At 41.3% G+C, this 21,343-nt stretch carries 14 protein-coding genes; 7 read left to right on the forward strand and 7 right to left on the reverse strand.

Annotated features, from left to right (window positions below; genetic code table 11):
- The first annotated feature begins 40 nt into the window (after positions 1-40).
- The 7 genes from ABVT42_RS05305 to ABVT42_RS05335 all read left to right on the forward strand — a co-directional run bounded on the left by ABVT42_RS05305 (position 41) and on the right by ABVT42_RS05335 (position 11,707).
- Complete coding sequence (locus ABVT42_RS05305) at positions 41-3,691, forward strand: eCIS core domain-containing protein (protein WP_353873784.1); 3,651 nt, start codon at positions 41-43, stop codon at positions 3,689-3,691.
- Between the two features lie 91 nt (positions 3,692-3,782).
- Entirely contained in the window at positions 3,783-4,214 is a 432-nt protein-coding gene (locus tag ABVT42_RS05310) for a tetratricopeptide repeat protein (protein WP_353873783.1), read from the forward strand.
- Between the two features lie 234 nt (positions 4,215-4,448).
- On the forward strand, positions 4,449-7,988 hold the full coding sequence (locus tag ABVT42_RS05315) for an eCIS core domain-containing protein (RefSeq protein ID WP_353873782.1): 3,540 nt from the start codon (positions 4,449-4,451) through the stop codon (positions 7,986-7,988).
- A 656-nt stretch (positions 7,989-8,644) separates the two neighbouring features.
- The gene (locus ABVT42_RS05320; RefSeq protein WP_353873781.1) at positions 8,645-9,289 is read left to right on the forward strand and encodes an OmpW/AlkL family protein; all 645 of its coding nucleotides are present in this window, start codon (positions 8,645-8,647) and stop codon (positions 9,287-9,289) included.
- Positions 9,290-9,510: 221 nt separating this feature from the next.
- The gene (lepB, locus tag ABVT42_RS05325) at positions 9,511-10,494 is read left to right on the forward strand and encodes a signal peptidase I (RefSeq protein WP_353873780.1); all 984 of its coding nucleotides are present in this window, start codon (positions 9,511-9,513) and stop codon (positions 10,492-10,494) included.
- Between the two features lie 54 nt (positions 10,495-10,548).
- Positions 10,549-11,088: a manganese efflux pump MntP gene (locus ABVT42_RS05330; protein ID WP_353873779.1), complete on the forward strand. Its 540-nt coding sequence runs from the start codon at positions 10,549-10,551 to the stop codon at positions 11,086-11,088.
- Positions 11,089-11,227: 139 nt separating this feature from the next.
- Positions 11,228-11,707, forward strand: coding sequence for a pyrimidine dimer DNA glycosylase/endonuclease V (locus ABVT42_RS05335; protein WP_353873778.1), 480 nt, complete (start codon positions 11,228-11,230; stop codon positions 11,705-11,707).
- Between the two features lie 334 nt (positions 11,708-12,041).
- Here ABVT42_RS05335 and ABVT42_RS05340 read toward each other — a convergent pair whose 3' ends face one another.
- From ABVT42_RS05340 to ABVT42_RS05370, 7 genes are all read right to left on the reverse strand, one after another.
- Positions 12,042-12,728, reverse strand: coding sequence for a TSCPD domain-containing protein (locus tag ABVT42_RS05340; protein ID WP_353873777.1), 687 nt, complete (start codon positions 12,726-12,728; stop codon positions 12,042-12,044).
- Positions 12,729-12,763: 35 nt separating this feature from the next.
- Positions 12,764-14,914, reverse strand: coding sequence for an adenosylcobalamin-dependent ribonucleoside-diphosphate reductase (locus tag ABVT42_RS05345; protein ID WP_353873776.1), 2,151 nt, complete (start codon positions 14,912-14,914; stop codon positions 12,764-12,766).
- 326 nt (positions 14,915-15,240) lie between these two features.
- Complete coding sequence (locus ABVT42_RS05350) at positions 15,241-16,944, reverse strand: BatD family protein (protein ID WP_353873775.1); 1,704 nt, start codon at positions 16,942-16,944, stop codon at positions 15,241-15,243.
- The gene (locus ABVT42_RS05355; RefSeq protein WP_353873774.1) at positions 16,944-18,707 is read right to left on the reverse strand and encodes a VWA domain-containing protein; all 1,764 of its coding nucleotides are present in this window, start codon (positions 18,705-18,707) and stop codon (positions 16,944-16,946) included. The genes ABVT42_RS05350 and ABVT42_RS05355 overlap by 1 nt, the downstream gene beginning before the upstream one ends.
- Positions 18,697-19,773: a vWA domain-containing protein gene (locus ABVT42_RS05360; protein WP_353873773.1), complete on the reverse strand. Its 1,077-nt coding sequence runs from the start codon at positions 19,771-19,773 to the stop codon at positions 18,697-18,699. Before ABVT42_RS05360 ends, ABVT42_RS05355 begins: the two co-directional genes overlap by 11 nt.
- Positions 19,766-20,281 carry a DUF4381 domain-containing protein gene (locus ABVT42_RS05365; RefSeq protein WP_353873772.1) on the reverse strand — a complete coding sequence of 172 codons (516 nt, stop codon included), beginning with the start codon at positions 20,279-20,281 and terminating at the stop codon, positions 19,766-19,768. Before ABVT42_RS05365 ends, ABVT42_RS05360 begins: the two co-directional genes overlap by 8 nt.
- Positions 20,278-21,315 (reverse strand): DUF58 domain-containing protein, encoded by a 1,038-nt coding sequence (locus tag ABVT42_RS05370; protein ID WP_353873771.1) that lies wholly within the window; start codon positions 21,313-21,315, stop codon positions 20,278-20,280. Before ABVT42_RS05370 ends, ABVT42_RS05365 begins: the two co-directional genes overlap by 4 nt.
- Between the last annotated feature and the right edge of the window lie 28 nt (positions 21,316-21,343).

Here is a 21,343-nt window from a genome sequence, read left to right on the forward strand (position 1 = left end):
ACTATGAATGAAAATGCAATCGACGACAGGATAATATCAAATGAGCTTTAGTCAAAAGAAATCAAAGTCGAGTGATCAGCAAAATAGTCTAAAGCATTTTAATTCGAAAAAAAATCAGACATCAATTGAACAATCAGAGCGAAACTTAAATTCAAAACAAGCGAATCAGCAAAAAGCTTTACTTAATAATATATCTTTTCATTCAACGGTTGAGTCTGATATTGATAATGCAGAGTCAATAGCTACATTACCCATATTTTTAAAACGAACTGGCCTGGCTTCGCAAGCTACTAATACTCAAATTGCCAATGCTCAATTTGCTCATAGCCAATTTACCAATAGTCAAATAGAAAATTCTACAAATACACTTTCCAATACAAATACACTTTCCAATACAAATACACTTTCCAATACAAATATACCTTCAAATACCAGCGCCCCGGCAAGTACGAAAAATTTTCAAAAAACAATTTTGCCAACTAACCAAACATCAGTAAATACTGCATCTCATGGTAATCAAAAGGTTGTTCAACGCAAACCGCAAAGCAATGCAACGGACAACGGAGCAATTGTTGAGGAACAAGATAATGAAGAACTGAACTCACCGATAGTGCAAACAAAATTGATGATTGGTGCACCTGATGACGAATATGAAAAGCAGGCGGACCAAGTTGCGGCTCAGGTGGCTGTTCAAGAATCGGCACTAAGCAATAACAAAATCGCTGTAGGTTTACCGACATGCAATCAGGTAGCGCCAACCTCTGCTGCTTATTTGCCTCGTCAGTATTTGCAACGTAAAATTTCGCCAAAACTCGCTAAAAAGCAACAATCTGTGAGCAGTATCGGCGTTGACGGCGGGGGAGTAGCACATTCAGCCACTGCATTAACACTAAATACGATACGATCGCCCGTTGGGGGAATGAGTATTCCATCTGTGGTGAAAAACCGAGTAGAGCCTGTACTTGGTGCTGATTTGTCGCAGGCAAAAGTGCACAACGACAGTCAGGCTAATCGAGCTGCGCAAACATTACATGCGAAGGCTTTTACCCATCAAAACCATATTTTTCTTGGCGCAGGACAAAGCCCGTTTGATCTACCTTTAATGGCTCACGAAGCAACCCATGTGGTTCAACAGCAAAATTTACCACCACTTAATTTAATTTCTCGTTTACCTGATGGACCGATTGCGGATCGATACGCTGAGACAATGGGGCGAATGGTTTATGAGCAATTGCAACGGGAAAGGCAGACGCGTGACCGCTGGACCAGCTCTCGAGACAGAGAGTTCCGTGGCACATTACGCGGACAGCAAACAACACTCAGTGGTGAAATGGGACGCACCCAAGGTATGCTGACCCAGCAGCGCGTTGCCATGCTGGTTGAAATGAGTAATCCTGAATTACAGTCCAGTTGGGCTGCGGCTCAGCAAAGTACCGTAGCGATTAATACCGATTTACTGACAGAAAATGTTTCAGATGTTGATGTCGAAGTGCCTCGTCGGGCGATGGCTGACTTTTATACCTATCTTATTCCGTTTGTTAGCGATACTGAATCACGTCAACGGACACGCGCAGAACAAGAGCAGACACAATACGAATCAGATATGCAAAGCTGGCGCGCGCAACAAAGTGCAATGCGTTCTTCACCAATAGGAGAACCGGGGGAGCGTGCATTTTGCGCTGGTATGTCGATCAGTTTTCCGCGTCCTTCGCCGCCTTATCGTGCACCCGCGTCAATTGTGGCTGAGTTGCGAGCTAGATTACGCCGGGTTTATGCCGCTCAGGTTGATGCCGACTGGCGAGCAGTATTGCAGGATTTTGCTCACTCAACGGCATCAATGGACGGTTTACTGACTTATCGATTACCTGCAAATTCGCAGGCTCGTCAGGGATTTGAATATTTTCAGTCATTACTCAGCCGACAGCAGGACCTGCAACGCCGTCATGAAGATGCCGTGCGCATACCAGCGGTATTTTATCCAGAAGATCAATTCATGGATGTCCGCCGGGACGATGGCCAAACTGACAACGTGGCAAAAGCAATTCCCTGGCAGTTTTATTTGTATCGACAAGGTAATAACTGGGTACTCGAAGACTTAATGGCCAGTGATCGGCGTTCGAATACTCAGCCAATCAGTGATACTGATGCATCCGCTCTGGCTGCAGGCAGGCAGGTCGATCCGCCAACGGCTTTGTTTGAGCAATTGAATTCAGCACTGCGTTTTTCAAAGGGAAAACTTTATTGGACTATGCCAAGTGGCAGAATCTGGTCACTCAGAACAACAGAACCCTGGACTGTGTCGAGCTTTTTGGCGGCTTTAGGCATTGCGCTGGCAGTCTTGGGGCTAATTTTATTTACCGCCGGTGCCGCCGGTGTGCCGCTGGCGTTTGGTTTGGCTGCGGCTGCGAGTATTGGTTCTACACTTGCTGGTTGGCACGAGCGGTCGCAGCATGGCATGTTGACTACGGGTGACTTGGTGATCGGTGGGATAAGTATTGCCGCCGATATCGCATCAATTTTTACTCTAGGCATGGGCAAAATAGCCAGTATTTCGGCTCAGGCTGGAACGCGACTGGCCAACGCCGCGTTGTTGGCCGGACGTTATTTGTTTCGAGCCAAGGTGGTAGATTTTTCGGTTAATTTGATTCAAGTATTTGCGGTAACCGGACAATTTTTAGCGCAATACAATGCGTTGAAAAATAACTCATCATTGCCACCCGGAGAGCGAGATGCGGCATTAACAAGGTTAGTACTAACAGGGGTTTTAACGGGCGGAGTGATGCTGTTTGGTGTCGCTAGTGGCGCGCGAGATATCAGTGCCGGACCAAACGGTCGTGTTCGACTGGACGCCGATGCTGATGGGACTCCAAGATTGACTGCTGATGTCCCAGCATCCGGTGCTCCAGATGTGCCTGCTTCGGCAGCCACCGGCGATACACCGGTTGATTTACCCAGCACTTCAACGACGGTGCCCGATTTACCACCGCCATCGTCGACGGTATCGGCATCGGGTACACCATCCGCTGCAACATCAACCGCTTCAACAGCGTCGCCAGGACTGGCCGCACCCGATGTTGAACTACCCGCAGGGGCGCAAACTATTCAACAACGCCTTGATGCGGGAGCCAGTCCACCACAGTGGGCACGAGACAACCCAACGACTTCTTATTTTTTAGATGGTCATTACCACCGCATTGCTGGGGCAGGCAGTCATGCCAGTATTTCTCGCCGCTTGCTGTACATGGGCTCAACTCCCAGTAAATACTCCAGAACTGGTCGAGAAGTATTAAGGCGCATGTTTGGTCAGGGTAAAATCAGAGGTCCGAGAGAATTACGCGCGGGCACTAGCGGTAGTAGCAGCCTCGAAGTGCGAGCACCTGATGGAAGTTGGCAACCGGTTGAATTTTCATCTGGCTCGGGTCACGGACTCGAGGTGCAAGCCAGTGACGGAAATTGGTATGCTATTGATCACACGATTGATATGGGGCATATTGACGATGCTGTGAGCTGGTGGAATCGAGTGGGACGTTTTCACGGCGCGCGTAGTCAACCGGTACGAACTTTTATGTTGGACTCTTCAAACTATGAGTTTCAACCTCGAAGTATCAATCGTTCAGCAGGAGCGCGATTGGGCGAAACCTATTTGCCGCCGGTAGTACCTGATTTACCACCGCCAACCATATCGCCGTAGTTATTGGTCGTACTGGTAATTATGAAACTCATGATAAATGGCATAATCATCTAGCAGTAATAATATTGATGAAAGATTAAAGGAAAAGATTTTGAAACTCGAACTTGATGAAAAGACCTATGAACAGATCACTCAGTTGTGTAGTGAAGGGGATTCAGCCATGCAACAAAATGATTTAAATCAGGCTTACCAACACTATAAAAAAGCATGGGATATGTTGCCAGAACCACAACACGAATGGGAAGCGGCTACCTGGATTATGACTGCACTTGGTGATGTGTACTTTTATTCTAAAGATTTTGCACATGTGATTTCAACACTTGAATATGCGCTGGCTTGTCCTGGCGGTTTGGGTAACCCTTATATTCATTTGCGTTTGGGACAAGCCTATTATGAAGTGAATGATTTGGATAAAGCGGCCGACCATTTAACCCGTTGCTATATGGGCTCCGAACTCGATTTATTGGGTGAAGAAGATGAAAAATATCTAAACTTTTTAAAAAGTAAGATTATTTTGAATTAACCTAAAGCATTTTTACAATTATCAATCAATCGAATATCAATTGAAGTGTTTTGTTTTTAATCTGAGTCTGAAACCGAAAATCTGAGTTTAAAACCAATGTGATTAGCTTAAGAGCAAATTGATCGGTGTAAAACTAAAATGTCGAGTGTAAAGTAAGTTGGTGAACTGAAAAATAATTATGGTAAAAATCTTGTAGAAAGCTGTTGTGAATTGAGTCAGGAGTGTTAGCGTTTTATGATTACTTCAAATCGTCAATCCAATGCCGAATCGGTGACTTCTTCGGGTAATGCCCGTAAATCCAGTACTGCAAATGCCGACACGGTAGTTAAGCAACACCTCACAACTGAGGCAGCAAGTCCGCTGGTTAACTCGAACAATCCAGCTTATATTCATCATCTGTTTTTGAATCATGCAAAACAAGCACAAACTAGCTTTACTACGCATATTCCATCGCCTTTCATTCAACCGCAGCTCAAGATTGGTGCCATCGACAGTCCACAAGAGAAACAAGCCGATGAAGTCGCGCAGCAAGTGACGGCAACAAACCCGTCTCAGCAAATTGAAAGCGCCATTAATGATTCAGCGGTTGCACTGAAACCGCGTTTGACACCTTATCGCTCACCTTCACATAAGTATTCTGCCAGCAGTGAGTCGGGACGATCAAGACAAGCATTGCTACAACCTAAAAGACACCATGATGGCGGTGCACCCGTTACAAAACAGGCCGCACAAGCCATTGGTTCACCTGGGGCTGGCAAACCGTTAAGTGAGTCAATTCGTACGCGTATTGAACCTGTCGTCAATGCCGACTTAAGTCATGCGAGAGTCCATGATAACCCGCAAGCCCGGCAAGCGGCCAATTCGATTAATGCTAAGGCATTTACAACCGATAACCATATCTTTTTGGGCGCAGGACAAAGTGCCAACGATTTGCAACTTATGGCGCATGAAGCCACTCACGTCGTGCAGCAAACTTTGGGTGCTTTATCGGTCGGTGAAGCCAATGTTTTTCGAGATCCGCTAGAGCAGCTGATTGAAAATGATGAGTCAGAATGGCAGGCTTCAGGTGATCATTTAGCACTACTTAATCTGGGTGGACAGTGGGCACTGTTACCTGGTGGCTTTATTCTCACTCATCAACCGTCAACGCTAGAAGCAGCGCAAGGCGTTAATGGACGACTGGCTGATCAGGGTACTATTATGGGCGTACCCTCAACCGGCGCATCAGGTTCTCGATTTATTCGAATTGGTACACGTCGAGCCATTCAGCTCGATGCGGGACGTGGGGCTCGAGTGACGGCGGCAATTTATATGGATCAGGTACATGGATTGATGGGGCGTATGGGGTTAAGTGAAATATCGCAACTGAAAATTATTCATATTCATCGAGACCATGTTTCTGAAATCGCACGTATTGCAGTCGAATTTAATCTGTCACCCGGCAGCATTGCCATTCCTCAAGAGTTTGTTACCGGCACTATTCGACGTGATTTACAGCGTGCTATTCGAGAGTTGCGCAATCAAGGTGGTGACTGGACCGGTTGGGTACCCGGACAAATCAGCAAAAATCGCAGTGGTACCAATGAATTTACTTTAACTCGTTCAACTCATGGTGATGTCACCATTGAATACTTATCGCTGCCAGGCGCAATGCAGCATTTATCTAGTGGTTCAAGAGTCACCGCTAAACAAGTCGATACCGCCAGCTTTATCACGCGAGTGACCCGTCGTAGTGACGGTGCCAGGGTGATTACTTTAGGGGATGTGCGATTTAATGATCTCGAACTGTTTCGTAATGCCATGGGAGCAACTCGTTTTAATGATTTTTTTAGAGGCGTCACTACAATTAATGGATTCAGTCACCATGCGGGCCGTATGGAAACCGGGGATATTCGCGGCTTAATGGCAATGCTAGATGCAACGCTCTATAAAAACGGACAACTTAATGTGGTTGTGCAGACTGATTTAACGCAGCATTCTCAAACTAGGCAAGATACGATCGAATTGATGCGTCGCTTGGGTATTAACGTCACGATCAGTGAGCGTGCACAAGCCGTTGGAGAAGGTTCATCGGGTGTTACGGCAACCCGCGATAGTGTGACCGCTTACGGTAGCCGAGCGACACAGTTAACCACTATCCAAAGCCCATTGACTGGTGCTATTCAGCGACTACAAACCTTACATGAGTCAAAGTCAACATTACGTGCCTGGCGCTCAGTATTTAGTGGCCGTGGTGTCGATGTGGATAGGACAATCAGTGAAATTGACACCTCAATGGAGACGCTGCGAGGCAGTATTCGGCAAGCCAGTGAAGCGGCTGCCAGAGTTAGAACCAGCGGTGGTACTACCGCTGCGGGGGCACGTGACTATACCGCAGGGACACAGGGCGCAGCTTATCAGCGTGCACTGGCTGCCATTCCTGCAACGACGCCAGCGGAAACCATGATTGGGCCTGCTGGATTTGAAACTTTGCGTCAGTATCGACGGCGCAACATTAATCAAGCGCCTAGACAAGTTGCTTTGGAAGCGGCATTAAGAAACGGCACTTATTCTGATACCGCTTTTAGTTATATGCTTTCACAAATGGATCCGACTATTCGCGATAGTGTTTTATATGGCAAAAGAGGCGGACCAAGACCCAGGGATGTGGCTTTTCGCCGGTTGCGTGCGCAGTATATATTTCAACAAAATATCTTGCCAAATGGTCATACTGTTTCGTTAGCTGGTATGTCGCGGGGACGCCGAATAGGGGCTCGCGGAGTTGGCGGGCTACTGGCGGGTATAGAACTGGCTAATATTGGTATGGAAGGTTATCAAAGTTATCAAATGGCCCACAATACCAGCCGTCGCAGACATGTTGCACCATTTTTAAGACGTATTGCCTGGTGGAACCAAATGGGCGTAATGCCACGTTTAGGGGCTGTAGATGAGGGGATATTTTCAAATGATTATTTTAGTAATCCGGCAACTGTTATTGAAGGATTAAAAGAAGATCGCTGGGATGGTCTATGGATTGCTCATAGTGATAATGATCCAGCATTGCCTGATGCGCAAGTACTCAGACTCGGCGTATTTTTAGCTCAAAATATTCGAAACTATGATGAGTTTGCCGCTTATTTTATTGATGGTGGCCAAGATGCAATTACTTGGGTGGGCGATGGCAGTTTTTCTGAGCGCAGGTGGTTGGTGAAAGCCGGTGGCTATGATACCGATTGGGAAAATGAAACCACTGAAAGGTGGGTTGAAGTGCCGCTGTTGACGCAATTAATGCAAACTTATGTTCGTCACATGATTACCAATACCGAAACATTACTTGATATGCAGGGGCGAGGTGAAGCACCAACTGCGGAACAACCTGATCCGAAACTGGGCGGTTTAACTGTTGCCATACAAACTCGATTTGGCAACAAACCCTGGAAAGCTGAATTTAAAACGCCGCAATCTTCGACCACGGTTTATGTTGCCACTCAAGGACGTAATATCGGATTGCTTGCTCGAGAAGTAGAGTGGTGGTCAAGTAATCCAAGTTTTTATGTTTATGGAGAACAAGGTGGTCGATATCAGGTTGGTGGGGCTGATTATAATACTTACGCTGCGTTGCGCCGACTCACTACGCAAAAAACGCAGTTGAATATTGGTCAAAGAGGAATGTGGGAAGAAACAACCTCAGTAGCGCTTGAATCGGGTATGGTAGAAATTGACAAAAGTTTACTTGAACCAGTACCGGAGCTTGGTGATTTTCCTATACCAAGTGGACAGACTCAAATGGGTTGAACTTAAGAACATATTACGTGGATATTGCATGTGTGAAAAGTAAATTGGTTATCTATTAAAAATGTGACTAAAAAATAAAAATAATCAAATTAAAAAAGCGAAAATGTGAGTTAGCATTTGTGCCAGAAGCAATCTGGTTAAGACAATTTTTATTACCGACGAAAAATTTTGGTGGCAGCAAAATCAACAGAGTCAACAGTTTGATTATGCCGAAATGACAAGAAAAATGTCGCAACCATGGGAGTCAGTTGCTTGATAAATACACGAAGTTAAATGCTGATTATCGATATTTTTTTACCATTTGTTAGCCAGGATATTTAAAATTAAACCTAAATAAATTGTGGTTAAAGTTATTGATTTTGCTCAACTTTTTAGTTGAACGTTTTATAATAAACTGATATGCAAGCGGGTTTTAATCTAAGTATTAAGCGCAAAAATATGTCAGTTTGTAATCAATAGAAGAAATCTTAAAAAGCATCTTAATTATTGTCTATCAGTTCACAAAATAGTCACTAAATTCACATGTCATTATCAATCTTTTTAATTTAGAATGCCGCAAAATTTCAAAATCAATTGATATTTATCAATATTCTTTGCGGTCAGTCTGATTAGACTGTGCGCGCTTCTAACTAACATTATAACTAAGGTTAATGACAATGAAAAAACTAACCATTGCTTTGGCAATTTCTGCTGCCTTATCGACACCTTTCGTTGCTGCACAAGACAATGCTGATAACTGGATTTTCCGCGTTGGCGTCGCGCATGTTTCTCCTAATGATGACAGTGGAGAAGTTTTAGGTGGCGGCGTTGGTGTTGATTCAGATACAGGATTAGCATTTAGTGCAACTTATATGGTTGATGCAAACTGGGGTGTTGAAGTATTAGGCGCACTGCCATTTTCTCATGATATTGTTGGTACTGGTTCTTTATCAGGTGCCAAATTAGGTGAAACTAAACATTTACCTCCAGTGGTCAGTCTGGTTTACCAATGGGGTGAAGAAACCCAATTCCATGTTGGTGCTGGTTTAAACTATACCGTTTTCTTTGAAGAAGAGAGCAGTAGCACATTAGACACAGCATTAAATGCACAAGCTAAGTTAGATCTGGAATCTTCAACGGGTCTTGCATTTAAAGTAGGCTTTGATACACCAATGACTGATGGCTGGAAATTTACTGGTAGCCTTCGTTATATTCAGATTGACACAACTGCTGATGTTATTATCAATGACTCTGTAGCCGCCAGTGTTGATGTTGATATTGACCCTTGGGTTGTAATGTTAGGTGTTTCAACAACTTTTTAATTAATAATACGGATGTGTCTAAGTTCTAGGGCACATCGTTAAGACTGCATTAAAGCAAACCTTATTGTAAAGGTTTGCTTTTTTATTTTAAGCTATTGCCAATATTTTATCGATTTTTACGCCGTGTCGCTGCATGAACTTTGATAACAAATTATGTTAATATTAAAGTCATTCAGTTCATAATATACTGAGTGAATAAAAAGGTATTAAACGGGTAACATATGGATAACTCTTATTATCAGCCGGGACAAGCAGGCACTGTTAATACTTCAAGTCAACCACCAAAAAGCTTTATTCTAGCACTCATATTTTGTATTTTGGGAACGCCATTTTGTGGCATGTTGTATTTGGGTCGATTTAAAAGGGGATTAGTGTATTTAGCATTTGTTTTGCTCGCTATTTCGACCTTTTATGCCGATTTAAAAATAATAGAAAAATTTTCAGTTGAATCTATCTGGCTGATACAACTAATCATTCTCCTTGTCGGCATATTTGATTGCTGGCGTTGTTATAAGCAAATTAAGCCACATACGCTTATGCCACTATATAGTCGCTGGTATGTGGTATTACCCTATGTCTTTGGTTATATAATAGGGATTAATTTGGTAAAAAGCTTTTTAGTTGAAACTTATCAGGTGAGCTCAGTTAACATGGCGCCTAATTATTACCGAAATGATATTTTATATGTTGATAAAAGAAAGTCAGCATTAACTTATTTAAACGGTAATGTATTATATATCAATGAAAATAGCGCAATGTACGAAATGGCAAAACGTGGTAATACCGTTTTATACTTAAAGTCGATCGACAGTCCGCAGGCGTTTCAAGGTAGAATTATCGGTGTGCCGGGTGATACGCTTCACTTTACTGGGCATTCATTCGAAATTACACACTGTAATGAACAGGGATGTAATGAGGTTGTTGTAGGTCGTCAGCTATTGAATAATCAGCATCATTTGATAGAGAATGAACAGCTTGCTAATTCAGATGAGTTACTTCTTTATGAGCAAAAGATAGAGAATGTAACATTTAATATTTTGCACAACCAAAATGGATTTTCAGAAAGTTGCCAGTTAGTAGATGGTAATACTTTTCAAGTTTTGCCTGATCAGGTTTTTATTATGGGAGATAACCGGGATAACAGTTATGATTCTCGATTTTTTGGAATGGTTTCTATTTCAAATATTATTGGTGAAGTGCTGTAATTTAAATCAGTAATAAACCGAATGATTATTAATAAAGTTATTGAGTGATTTAATTTGATTGAAGTATTTGTATTAGCGTTTGCATTGAGTATGGATGCATTTGCTGTTTCTGTTGGTTTAGGTTCTAAAAATCAGCAAAGCCAATTTCGTTTAGGGTTAACTTGCGCAATTTATTTTGGCTTATTTCAAGGCTTGATGCCTTTGATTGGCTACTTAGGTGGAAAGGGCGTCTTAGGATTTATTGAAGATTATGCTAATTGGATAGCTTTTGCTTTATTACTCTTAATTGGTGCAAAAATGATTTATGAGTCAATTAGTGAAGGCATTGAAGAAGATATTGTGAAAATTTCTCATCGAGTGATGTTGACGCTGGCAATTGCAACGAGTATTGATGCGATGGCCGCTGGCTTTAGTTTAACTTTACTGAACGTGAATGCTTTTATTGCTTGTCTACTGATTGGTATAATAACTTTCATAATGAGCTGGTTTGGGGTAATAGTTGGTATAAAAAATGGTACCTGGCTAGAGAGTAAAGCTGAGCTTTTAGGTGGCGTGATACTCATATTAATTGGTATTAAAATTCTACTATTCTGATTATTCAATTTAATTGAGTGCTTGTTTGATGCTTTAGTATTATGTCATTCGGGTGCTCCAAAATCTTATAATTAGCGTATGTAGCCTGATAGTGCTTTATTTGCTTTAAAAAAAACAATACTTATCAGGTTAAACCTAAATGAATATATTTATTCTCGATGAAGATATTCAGCGCTGTGCTGAATATCACTGTGATAAACATGTCGTTAAAATGATATTAGAAAGCGTTCAGCTACTCTGTACCGCATTAAATAAAAAAGGATTTAAAACACCCTACAAGTCAACGCATATGAAGCATCCTTGTGTGTTGTGGGTTGAGTCGTCATTTGATAATTTTGAATGGTTAATTGATTTAACTATCGCACTTAATGCTGAATACCGCTATCGTTTTGCAAAAACTCATGACCATAAATCTATGGCGGTTTTACCTGAAATTGAAAAACTTTATTATCAGCGAAATGGACTAACACCTTTCGCGCAAGCTATGCCCGATAAGTATAAAGTTGATGGCGATGCGGTTCGCGCTTATCGTCAGTTTTATTTAGGTGAAAAAATGCATTTTGCCGCTTGGACGAATCGTGCTGTGCCGGAGTGGGTCGAAATCTCGCATAATTTTTGATTCTGTTTAAATATTTTAGCAATACTTATTACAGCAGCGCCGATAAAATCATTGTATATTTATATGAACAGCATGAGTATATTGAATCATATTTTTTATGTTCATCACTTTATATCCATCACTTTATATTCATCACTATCATGAATGACCTAAATAATTTTAACAAACTGATTCTTATTCGCTATTTGTTCTTTCTGCTATCATATAAGGCGATAGTGCTAACTGAGTTGGCTAATATTGATATTGAATATGATTTGTTGAAAGGTAATGAAATTAAAAAAGGCTCAATCAATGAGCCTTTTTTCTAGTAAAACTAAATTAATTTAAATGAATATTACCCACATTTAGAGTCACCACAGCTTAGACAAGTCATACAGCCATCCATTAATACGGCTGCTTTGGTCATACACTTGTTACACATCTGTGCACCATCAGGATAGTCGCCTTTATGGTCAGCAGCGCCACCTTGTTGTAAAGACTCATATTCGGCGCGTTTTGCATCGACTAATGCTTGTTGATGTTCATCTAAACCAGGATCTTCTAATAGTCCGATCATTTTCAAGTGAGACTCGATGGCATCACCGATTTCTGCAACCAATGAAGGCATGAACTTACCGCCCGCTTTAAAATAACCACCTTTCGGATCAAAAACCGCTTTTAATTCTTCTGCTAAAAAGGTGCAATCGCCACCTTTACGGAATACTGCTGAAATAACACGCGTTAAAGCAACGACCCATTGAAAATGATCCATATTTTTTGAATTGATGAATATTTCAAAAGGTCTGCGTAACTCATGTTCAGTCCCAGCGTTAAGAACAATATCGTTAATGGTGACATAAAGTGCATGATCCGATAATGGCGTCTTTACTTTATAAGTCGAACCCAAAAGCATTTCGGGACGCTTAACACTCTCATGCATTTGTACAATTTCTGCAGAAGATTTTTTTTCTTCAACTACAGGGGCTTCTTCTTCGGTTTTTACTTTATATCCAACGATGGGTTGTGAAATTATTTTTGGCATTTTACTTTCGTATCCTATCTTCAATAAGGTAAAGCCTAAAGCTTACCGTAATAACCTTCTTTTAATGCGTCAAACAAATTAGCTGCGGTATGGATTTCTCCATCATATTCAACTTCTTCATTACCTTTCAGTTCAATCGTTGTGCCATCTTCCAGATTAAACTGGTAAGTTGTATTTTCCAGGTCATTCTCTTTAACCAACACTCCTTGGAAAACTTCTGGATTAAACCGGAAGGTTGTACAGCCTTTTAAGCCTTCTTTATAGGCATATAAATAAATATCCTTAAATTTGTCATAAGCAAAATCAGTCGGAATATTTGCTGTTTTCGAGATGGATGAGTCAATCCATTTTTGCGCAGCAGCCTGAATATCTACATGCTGAGTTGGTGTAATATCGTCAGCGGTAATAAAATAATCCGGTAGTGCTTGCTCTGGATTATCAGAGTAAGGCATCGCATCGGTATTGACCAGTGTTCGATAAGCTAATAACTCGTATGAGTAGACATCAACTTTTTCTTTACTCTTTTTGCCTTCTCGAATGACATTACGTGAATAGTGATGAGCAAAACTTGGCTCAATCCCATTACTGGCATTGTTTGCTAATGATAAAGAAATTGTACCGGTTGGTGCAATTGACGAGTGATGAGTAAATCGCGCACCAACTTTGGCGAGCTTTTCTACTAATTTCGGTTCTACTTCAGCAATTTTTTGCATGTAGCGACTATATTTTGCATGAAGTACTTTACCTTTAATTTTATTCCCAACCTTATACCCATCTTTAACCATTTCAGGACGTTTATGCAACATAGCGCCGGTTACTTCAAACTCTTGTTCCATAATTGGTGCTGGGCCTTTTTCTTGAGCTAGCTCAAGTCCGGTTCGCCAGCCTTCAATGGCTAATTCACGAGTAACTTGTTCGGTAAAGTCGATTGATTCGGCTGAGCCATATTTTTTGCGTAGCATCGTTAAGGTTGAACCTAAACCAAGATACCCCATACCATGACGGCGTTTAGATAAAATTGCATCGCGCTGTCCAATTAGTGGCAAACCATTAATTTCAACAACGTTATCTAGCATCCGTGTAAAAATTTTTACGACTTTACGAAATTTATCCCAATCAAATTTGGCGTTTTCAGTAAATGGATATTGTACAAAACGGGTTAAATTGATTGATCCTAATAAACATGAACCATAAGCGGGGAGAGGTTGTTCGCCACAAGGATTGGTTGCACGAATATTTTCACAAAACCAATTGTTGTTTTTATCATTAACCTGGTCGATCAAAATAAATCCGGGCTCTGCAAAATCATAGGTCGATGACATAATCAGGTTCCACAGATTTTTGGCTTTAATGATCTTATGAATTTTACAGGCTACCTGCCCGTAGTCATTGGTAATATAGCTTTCAGTTGTTGGCCACTCTCGCCAAACAATTTGTGATTTATCATTCAAGTCGAGCTTATCAAGCGTCACTTCTTTTTCTGAAACAGGAAAGATGAGTTTCCAGTCATCATCATTAATCACTGCTTGCATAAACTCATCAGTAATGAGTAGCGAAAGGTTGAATTGTCTTAATCGACCATTTTCGCGTTTAGCTTTGATAAATTCCATAACATCCGGATGGCTGACATCAAAGGTTGCCATCTGTGCGCCACGTCTTCCACCCGCCGAGGAAACGGTGAAACACATTTTGTCATAGATATCCATAAAAGACAGTGGACCCGAAGTATAGGCTCCAGCACCGGAAACATAGGCATTTTTAGGACGCAGTGTTGAGAATTCATAACCAATACCACAACCTGCTTTTAGGGTCAGTCCGGCTTCGTGGACTTTTCCTAAAATATCATCCATTGAGTCGAGGATTGTCCCCGATACGGTACAGTTAATAGTTGATGTGGCAGGTTTGTGTTCTTGAGCACCAGCATTTGACATAATGCGGCCAGCAGGAATTGCGCCGTGCCTAAGAGCCCACAAAAAATCTTTATAGACTGTTTCTTTTTTATCGCTTTCTTCTACTTCAGCCAAGGCTCGAGCAACGCGATCATAAGTTTCGTCGATAGTTTTATCAACCGGTAAACCGTCTTTCGTTTTTAATTGATACTTGGTTTGCCAAATATCAGTTGAAGTATGCTGAAAGTCGATTTGAAAATTTTCGGGGATCTGATTTCTTTTTAAAGATACAGTCATTAATGGAATTCCTCGCTTCCAAATTGATTTTAGTTTGAAGATTAATAGCCTGATAACACGCTTTTAAGGCCGTATGTTTTTCGACCAGGTTTCAAAATCTAATCACATGCTGTGAATAACTCTTTGGATAAACTGGTGAAAAGCGTGCAATAAAGTGTTATTTAAGTGTGCGTAAAAATAAAGCGGTTCAAAATCAGATAATTACTATATCTGGTAGTGCTAGTCGCTCATCCGGCACAATATATAGTTGTATTTTAGTAAAGTAAAGCACTAAATCAAGAAAATTTAGTGCGTTTTTTTAATAGGCTAAAATTGAACAGACGAACTTATCGGGGGTAGAGCGGAGGTATATTGCTGGAAGCCGCAATCTCTCGTTGAGGTGATAAATCAGAAATTAACTGTTCTAATTCTTTCTCTGTTAGCGGTGCAACAGATTCTTGTGATGTTGCCGAATAACGTTGAGCTTGTAGCGCGGCTAATTTATCTCGAATAGTATCGACTTTAACTTGCTTGATTACTGCACCAAGGGATTGCAATTGATCAAATCCACAGGTGTTTAACCATCGCAGTAAATCTTTTTCGATAGCCTGCGCATTACCTGACTTTAGTGAACCACATAATTTTTGGTATTGTTGCTTGCTATTCAAAGATTCTCGAAGCTGATTCTGTTGTTCTTCGGCATTAACCAGTTTTGCTGGCGTAGTTGATCTTTTATTGAAATAGGCCAATAGGGTGATTATCCAGAGTGTGAAAAAGCCAGTTGCGATGTTTTGCCACAGTGTTAATTGTTCATCACTGGCAGGTTGTATGGGGTGAGGTATTGATTCAACCGGTAAAGGCAAATTAAGATTGGGTGTATTTGTTGCGCTATTTTCAGCGGGCAATACTTCAAAAGTTCTGCTCTTAATAGTTGCTGTTTTCAGTGAATCAGTTTTAATATCCCACCACTGTATACTGATTTCTGGAATGGTGATGCTGCCAGGTGTCGCCGGTATGACTGCGATCTTTTCGACGCGTTGACCTACAATGCCTTTACCATTGATTTGTCGATCTTTTTGCGGCGTATCATGATACCACTGTAAGCCATCAACTTTGGGGACTGCAATTTCAGGTAGTTGCGATTCTGATAAACCTTGAACGCTTAGCAACAGTGTCCAAGTGATCGGCTCTCCAACTGTTAACGAGTTGGTATTAGGCGTCCACTTGTCAGATAAAATAACGTCTTGCGCTGGAATCCAAGGGTTAGGTGCGCTCGTTGGTTGTGGGCGTACATTCACTTTGATTGGTTTTGTTGAAATACTGACTGGACGAGTTGTATTGAAAAATGTGCCATAGTTGCGTCGACTATTATCGTTCACATCGGCATTAAAATTAACGCCACTAATGGTCAACTCACCACTTTGTTGCGGAAAAATTGCATATTGGCGTTTTACCACGCTGTAGCGGCGATTATTGATAACTTTTTCAAATTGGCTATCGTCTCCTAATTTTTCAACAATACTGTTATTGGCAGTGGGATCGCTCAGGCTGGCATAGTGCGTATTAACTGCGCGGTACAATGAGACGGTATAAATAATTTGTTGCTGTACATAAGGCTCATATTGGTCGATTTCTGCTTCTAAAAAAATGGTTTTTTTCTGGCCACCTAAAGTTAACTCATCGCTGGCATCTCTAATATTTAATTCAATCGGTTGAGTTGCCTGATTACCGACAGTAATTGAAGGAATGGTCAGTTTTCCAGGTTTGAGCGTTTTTAGTTTTAATTTCCAACCTTTAACAACGGAACGTGCATTGTTCACGATTTGTATATTTTGATATTGGCTATTTGAAAGTATCGTAATGTCTTGCGGAATTAATGATAGATCCGGCTGCTCATCTGTCTCATAGTCGATTCGTATATCTAAAACAAAGGTTTCACCCGCTGCAATGTCAGTTCGATCAAGCGTAGCAACTGCCTCATTAGCCTCACTGTTGGCAATTAACAGTGTGTTAATAAATAATATAAAAAAGATAAGTTTTAACTGATGCATTACCACAATTTCTCTTCTTTTTGTTGGCGACCACGTTTTTGATATTCCCGATACATTTTGCGACGGAGCAGACCGCCGGGATCGTCAGGAATTTTTTCGAGCCAATGTTCAAGTGCTTGATCTTTTTCTGACTTACTTCGTTCATCTTGACTGACTTCGGCTTGTTGTTGCGCCTGTGATTGTTCATCTTCGGCGGATTCTTGTTCTTGTTGTTCGCCTTGTTGTTGATCTTGCTGCTCAGCATTATTTTCCTGCTGATCACTGTTTGAATTTGACTCTGCGTCCTGCTCATCTTGCTGCTGATTTTGATCTTGATCTTCCTGATCAGAATTCTGATTACTTTGCTGTTCATTTTGTTGTTGCTTGAGTAACTGTTCAACAATATCGCGATTATATTTTCCATCCTCATGATCAGGATTATTCGCAAGTAGCTGGTCGTATGCATCGAGCGCTTCTTGCAGTCGGTTAGCTTTAGCCAGGCTGGTGGCATGATTATAAAGTGACTCATTGGAAAGTGCTGGATCGAAATTTCCGGCAGCATTTGAGTAATCACCATTTTTATACTGTGATGTCGCTTGCCATTGCTTATTTTTAAAAAGTTGTGCAGCTTGTCCATAGTCGCCTTCGCGATAGGCTTGCTGTGCTTGTTGATCTTTGGTTTTCCAAAGGTCACGCCATTCGAGTGCATGAGCTGGTTTTGCAAACACGCTGCTCAATAATACTGCCGCGAATAAGGGCATTAAAGCGCTGCCTTGATTGACAGGCTGGCGTAACAGCTTAAAAATAAATCCTATAATGACTAGCCAGATAAGCCAATAACCATCATCGACCCAGCGATTGATCAATTGTTCATTGTCTTGTTCTGCTTCGTTAGCCTGCGTATGCCATTCGTGTGCTTTGTTTAAATAGGCTATATCCTGCTCATCAGCCGTCATTTTGATAATTCCTGCTTGAGTGTTTTGGGCAATTTCATTGAGTTCACCAAGCTGTAACATCGGTACCACAATTTTGCCGCTGGCATCTTTTAAAAATCCGCTTTTATCGGGTAATGGAATGGGAGCTCCCTGATCGGTACCTATGGCTAAAATTGATAACGAGTAATCTGACTGATTCACCAGCTTAATGATGGGATTAACCTGTGAGCTTTCGACGCCATCAGTAAGCCAGATTATTTGACCGCGATTATGTTTGGCGTTTTGCAGCAGTTCAATTGACTTTTCAATCGCTAAATCTGGACGGCTACCAAGCACAGGCATAATTCCTGTTGATAAAGTGGGTACCATATTGGCGATAGTTTTTGCATCAGAAGTTAATGGACTAATAACAAAAGCATCACCCGCATAAACAATCAGGCCGACAGTACCTTCATCTGATTTTTCCAGTAAGTCCATTAATTTAAATTTGGCTCTCTCTAGTCTTGAAGGCTTAATGTCTGTTGCATCCATCGATAAAGATAAATCGAGTAAAATTACGCGCGCTAATTCATTCTGAAAAATGGGAACAGGTACTTGTCGAAAGCTCGGACCGCTAATTGCAATAATTGTTACAATAGCAATCAGGCTGGTTAGCCAAAAATGATGGCGCAGCTTTTGTTGATGTGAACCAACTGCTAGATATTGAAGTAGGTGCGGCGAAATGATTTTTTGCCAGTTCGAACGCTGTTTCGATAAATGTCTGGCACTGACAATTAAAATGATCGCGGGTATCAGCAAATACAGCCATTCCGGGCGTATAAAATGAAATTGGGTTAAATCAATCTGCATAACTTCCTCGCTTGCTTTCCTGCTGACTGTCTATCCTAACTGTCGTAGGAGCATTGGGTGAGTTGGTCATTCGCCGAAACAATGTGTGCAGACTATTGATTAACATGGGCATAAAAAAACATAGTAAGCCGAGTAGGGCAGGCCAATAATATAATTCTTGGATCGGACGATAAACTTCGGGTTCATCTTCAACAGGCTCTAATTCATCGAGGAGTGCGTATATTTCGGCAAGCTCTTTAGTTGAGCGTGCTCTGAAATATTTTCCACCTGTCAAGGTTGCCACTTCAATTAAGGTTTTTTCATCAAGCTCGGCTGAAGGATTAAATTTGGTCGTACCAAAAAGCAATGAACGTCGGATGACTTCATCTGCACCAACACCAATAGTATAAATTTTTATACCGGCATGTTTTGCTAATTTAGCCGCTTCAATTGGCTCGAGTTCTCCTGAGTTGCTACGCCCATCGGTTAACAAAATTAACACTCTATTTTGCTCAGCTCGCTCACGCAAACGTTTGACGGATAGCCCAATCCCATCACCAATAGCTGTGCGTGATGCACCAGCTAAACCAATCTCTGTTTCATCGAGCATATAACGGACGGTTTTTAAATCAAAAGTCAGTGGAGTTTGTAAATAGGCATTTTCGCCAAATAAAACCAGTCCTATACGGTCACCTTCGCGCCGTGTAATAAAGTCAGAAATGATCGATTTAACCACCATTAACCGATTAGCGGGTTTATCATTTAGAGTTAAGTCTTCTTCTTCCATACTGCCAGAAATATCAATACTTAACAGTAAATCTCGACCACTGTTAGGTAAGGTGATGGGGTCGTCAATCCATTGAATACGCGCCGCAGCTGTGACTAAAGCGCACCAAGCTAACAACACGAATAGTTTATTGAGCAAATCAGTACGACTAGATTGTGTCTGGGTTTGTAGAGATTGCCAGCTATCAAACAGTGGTGTTCGTATCGCTGCCAGTTCGGGTTTTTTAGTTCGTTTAAAAAACCAGATAATTAACGGTAATGGTAATAATAAAAACGTTAAAGGATAAGCAATTTCAAGCATGTTGCTGTCCTTTTTTCCGGCGCAGTGATTGGTAAATAATATGCTCAATTACTTGGCGACTTTGCTGAATTGTTTTTTGCCATAATTTTCCATCAATAGGCTGCTGCGGCTGATAAATCACTTGGCTGAATAAACGCTCAATTTGTTCATCAAATACAGCACTACCAGTTTGCTGATTAATAAACGTTACCCAGTCTTTACCATTTAATAAGGCAATTTTTTCAGCAGGATAAAATACCAGACAAACCCGTTTAATTAATTCTGAAACCTTAATGACAGAAAGATTCTCAGCAGGTAAGGCTGCAAGCTGCTCAAGTTCGATTGCCGCCGGTTTTAAATATCGGTTTAACTGGCGCCGCTTGCGGATCAATTTGGTGATTGCCATGATAAGCCCAATGATGATTAAGCTGATAATGATCCACCAACCCGGTGCAAGTTGCCAGGGATCTACGGCTGCTGGTAAATGAATATCGCGTAGTTGATCAAGTGGGTTGGCTTGTTGGCTCATTTTACTCCCCTTGACGGATTTTCCTGTTGGGTCATTGGCTGAGCAACTGTAGGTTGATGACCTAATGAGTTTTGTTGAAAGTTGGTATCAACCTGAGTAAATATTCCTTTATGACTTAGCGCAAACGCTTTTATTTTTTCAACCTTGGCTTGATAAGCATTTTGGTATTGTTGGCGAATCTGATTGTTGGTGGTATTTAACAGTCCAACTTGCGAGCCATTTGAAATACCGTAAAAACCGGCTGGTGGTAAGTTTTTTTCAATCGGATCATTAATTAAAATGCAATGAACATCGGTGTGTTGTGATAATTTACTTAAATGCGCACGGCTTTGTTCATCAAAATGATTAAAGTCACTGATAATGTGGATTAAAGTACCTGGTTTTGCTAAATACTTTAACCGTTTGAGCGTATCGGCAAATGCAAAATCTGGTTTTGCCTCGGGTTGTTTATTTGATTGAAATACATCAAGTAAAGTTTGTTGGTGGCTTTCTACAATACGATTTAACAACCGCATACAATTACGTCGATTGTTTGATGGCTTCATTTCAAGGTGATGCTTTTCACCAAATAATAATGCGCCAAAGCGATCACCATTAGTCAAAGTATGCCACATTAACTGTGCAGTAATACGACTGGCTAATATTGATTTAAATACTTGCGCTGTACCAAAAAACATACTGGGCATTTGATCTAGAATAACAAATACAGGACGTTCGCGCTCTTCTTTAAATAATTTAGTATGAGTTGTGCCCGTTCTTGCAGTAACGCGCCAATCAATGTTACGAATATCATCGCCAATTTGATAAATACGCGACTCATCGAAATCCATGCCTCTCCCTTTAAAACGCGACCGAAAACCTCCGACTCGATTAGTTTTGACTTTTGCATTGGGGGACAGCCATTGAATGATGGGGCTGTGTCTGGCTTCAATTAATTGCCCCAAGGTTAAATCAATACCCAGCTTAAAATCGTCAGCGAGTTCTTCGTGATGACTGGCAATAATATGATGTGGTGATTTAGCCCATTCGCTCATAAACGGTTGTCATTTAACCTGGTAAATT

It is taken from the genome of Aliikangiella maris (assembly GCF_040719265.1).
Classification (GTDB): Bacteria; Pseudomonadota; Gammaproteobacteria; order Enterobacterales; family Kangiellaceae; genus Aliikangiella; species Aliikangiella maris.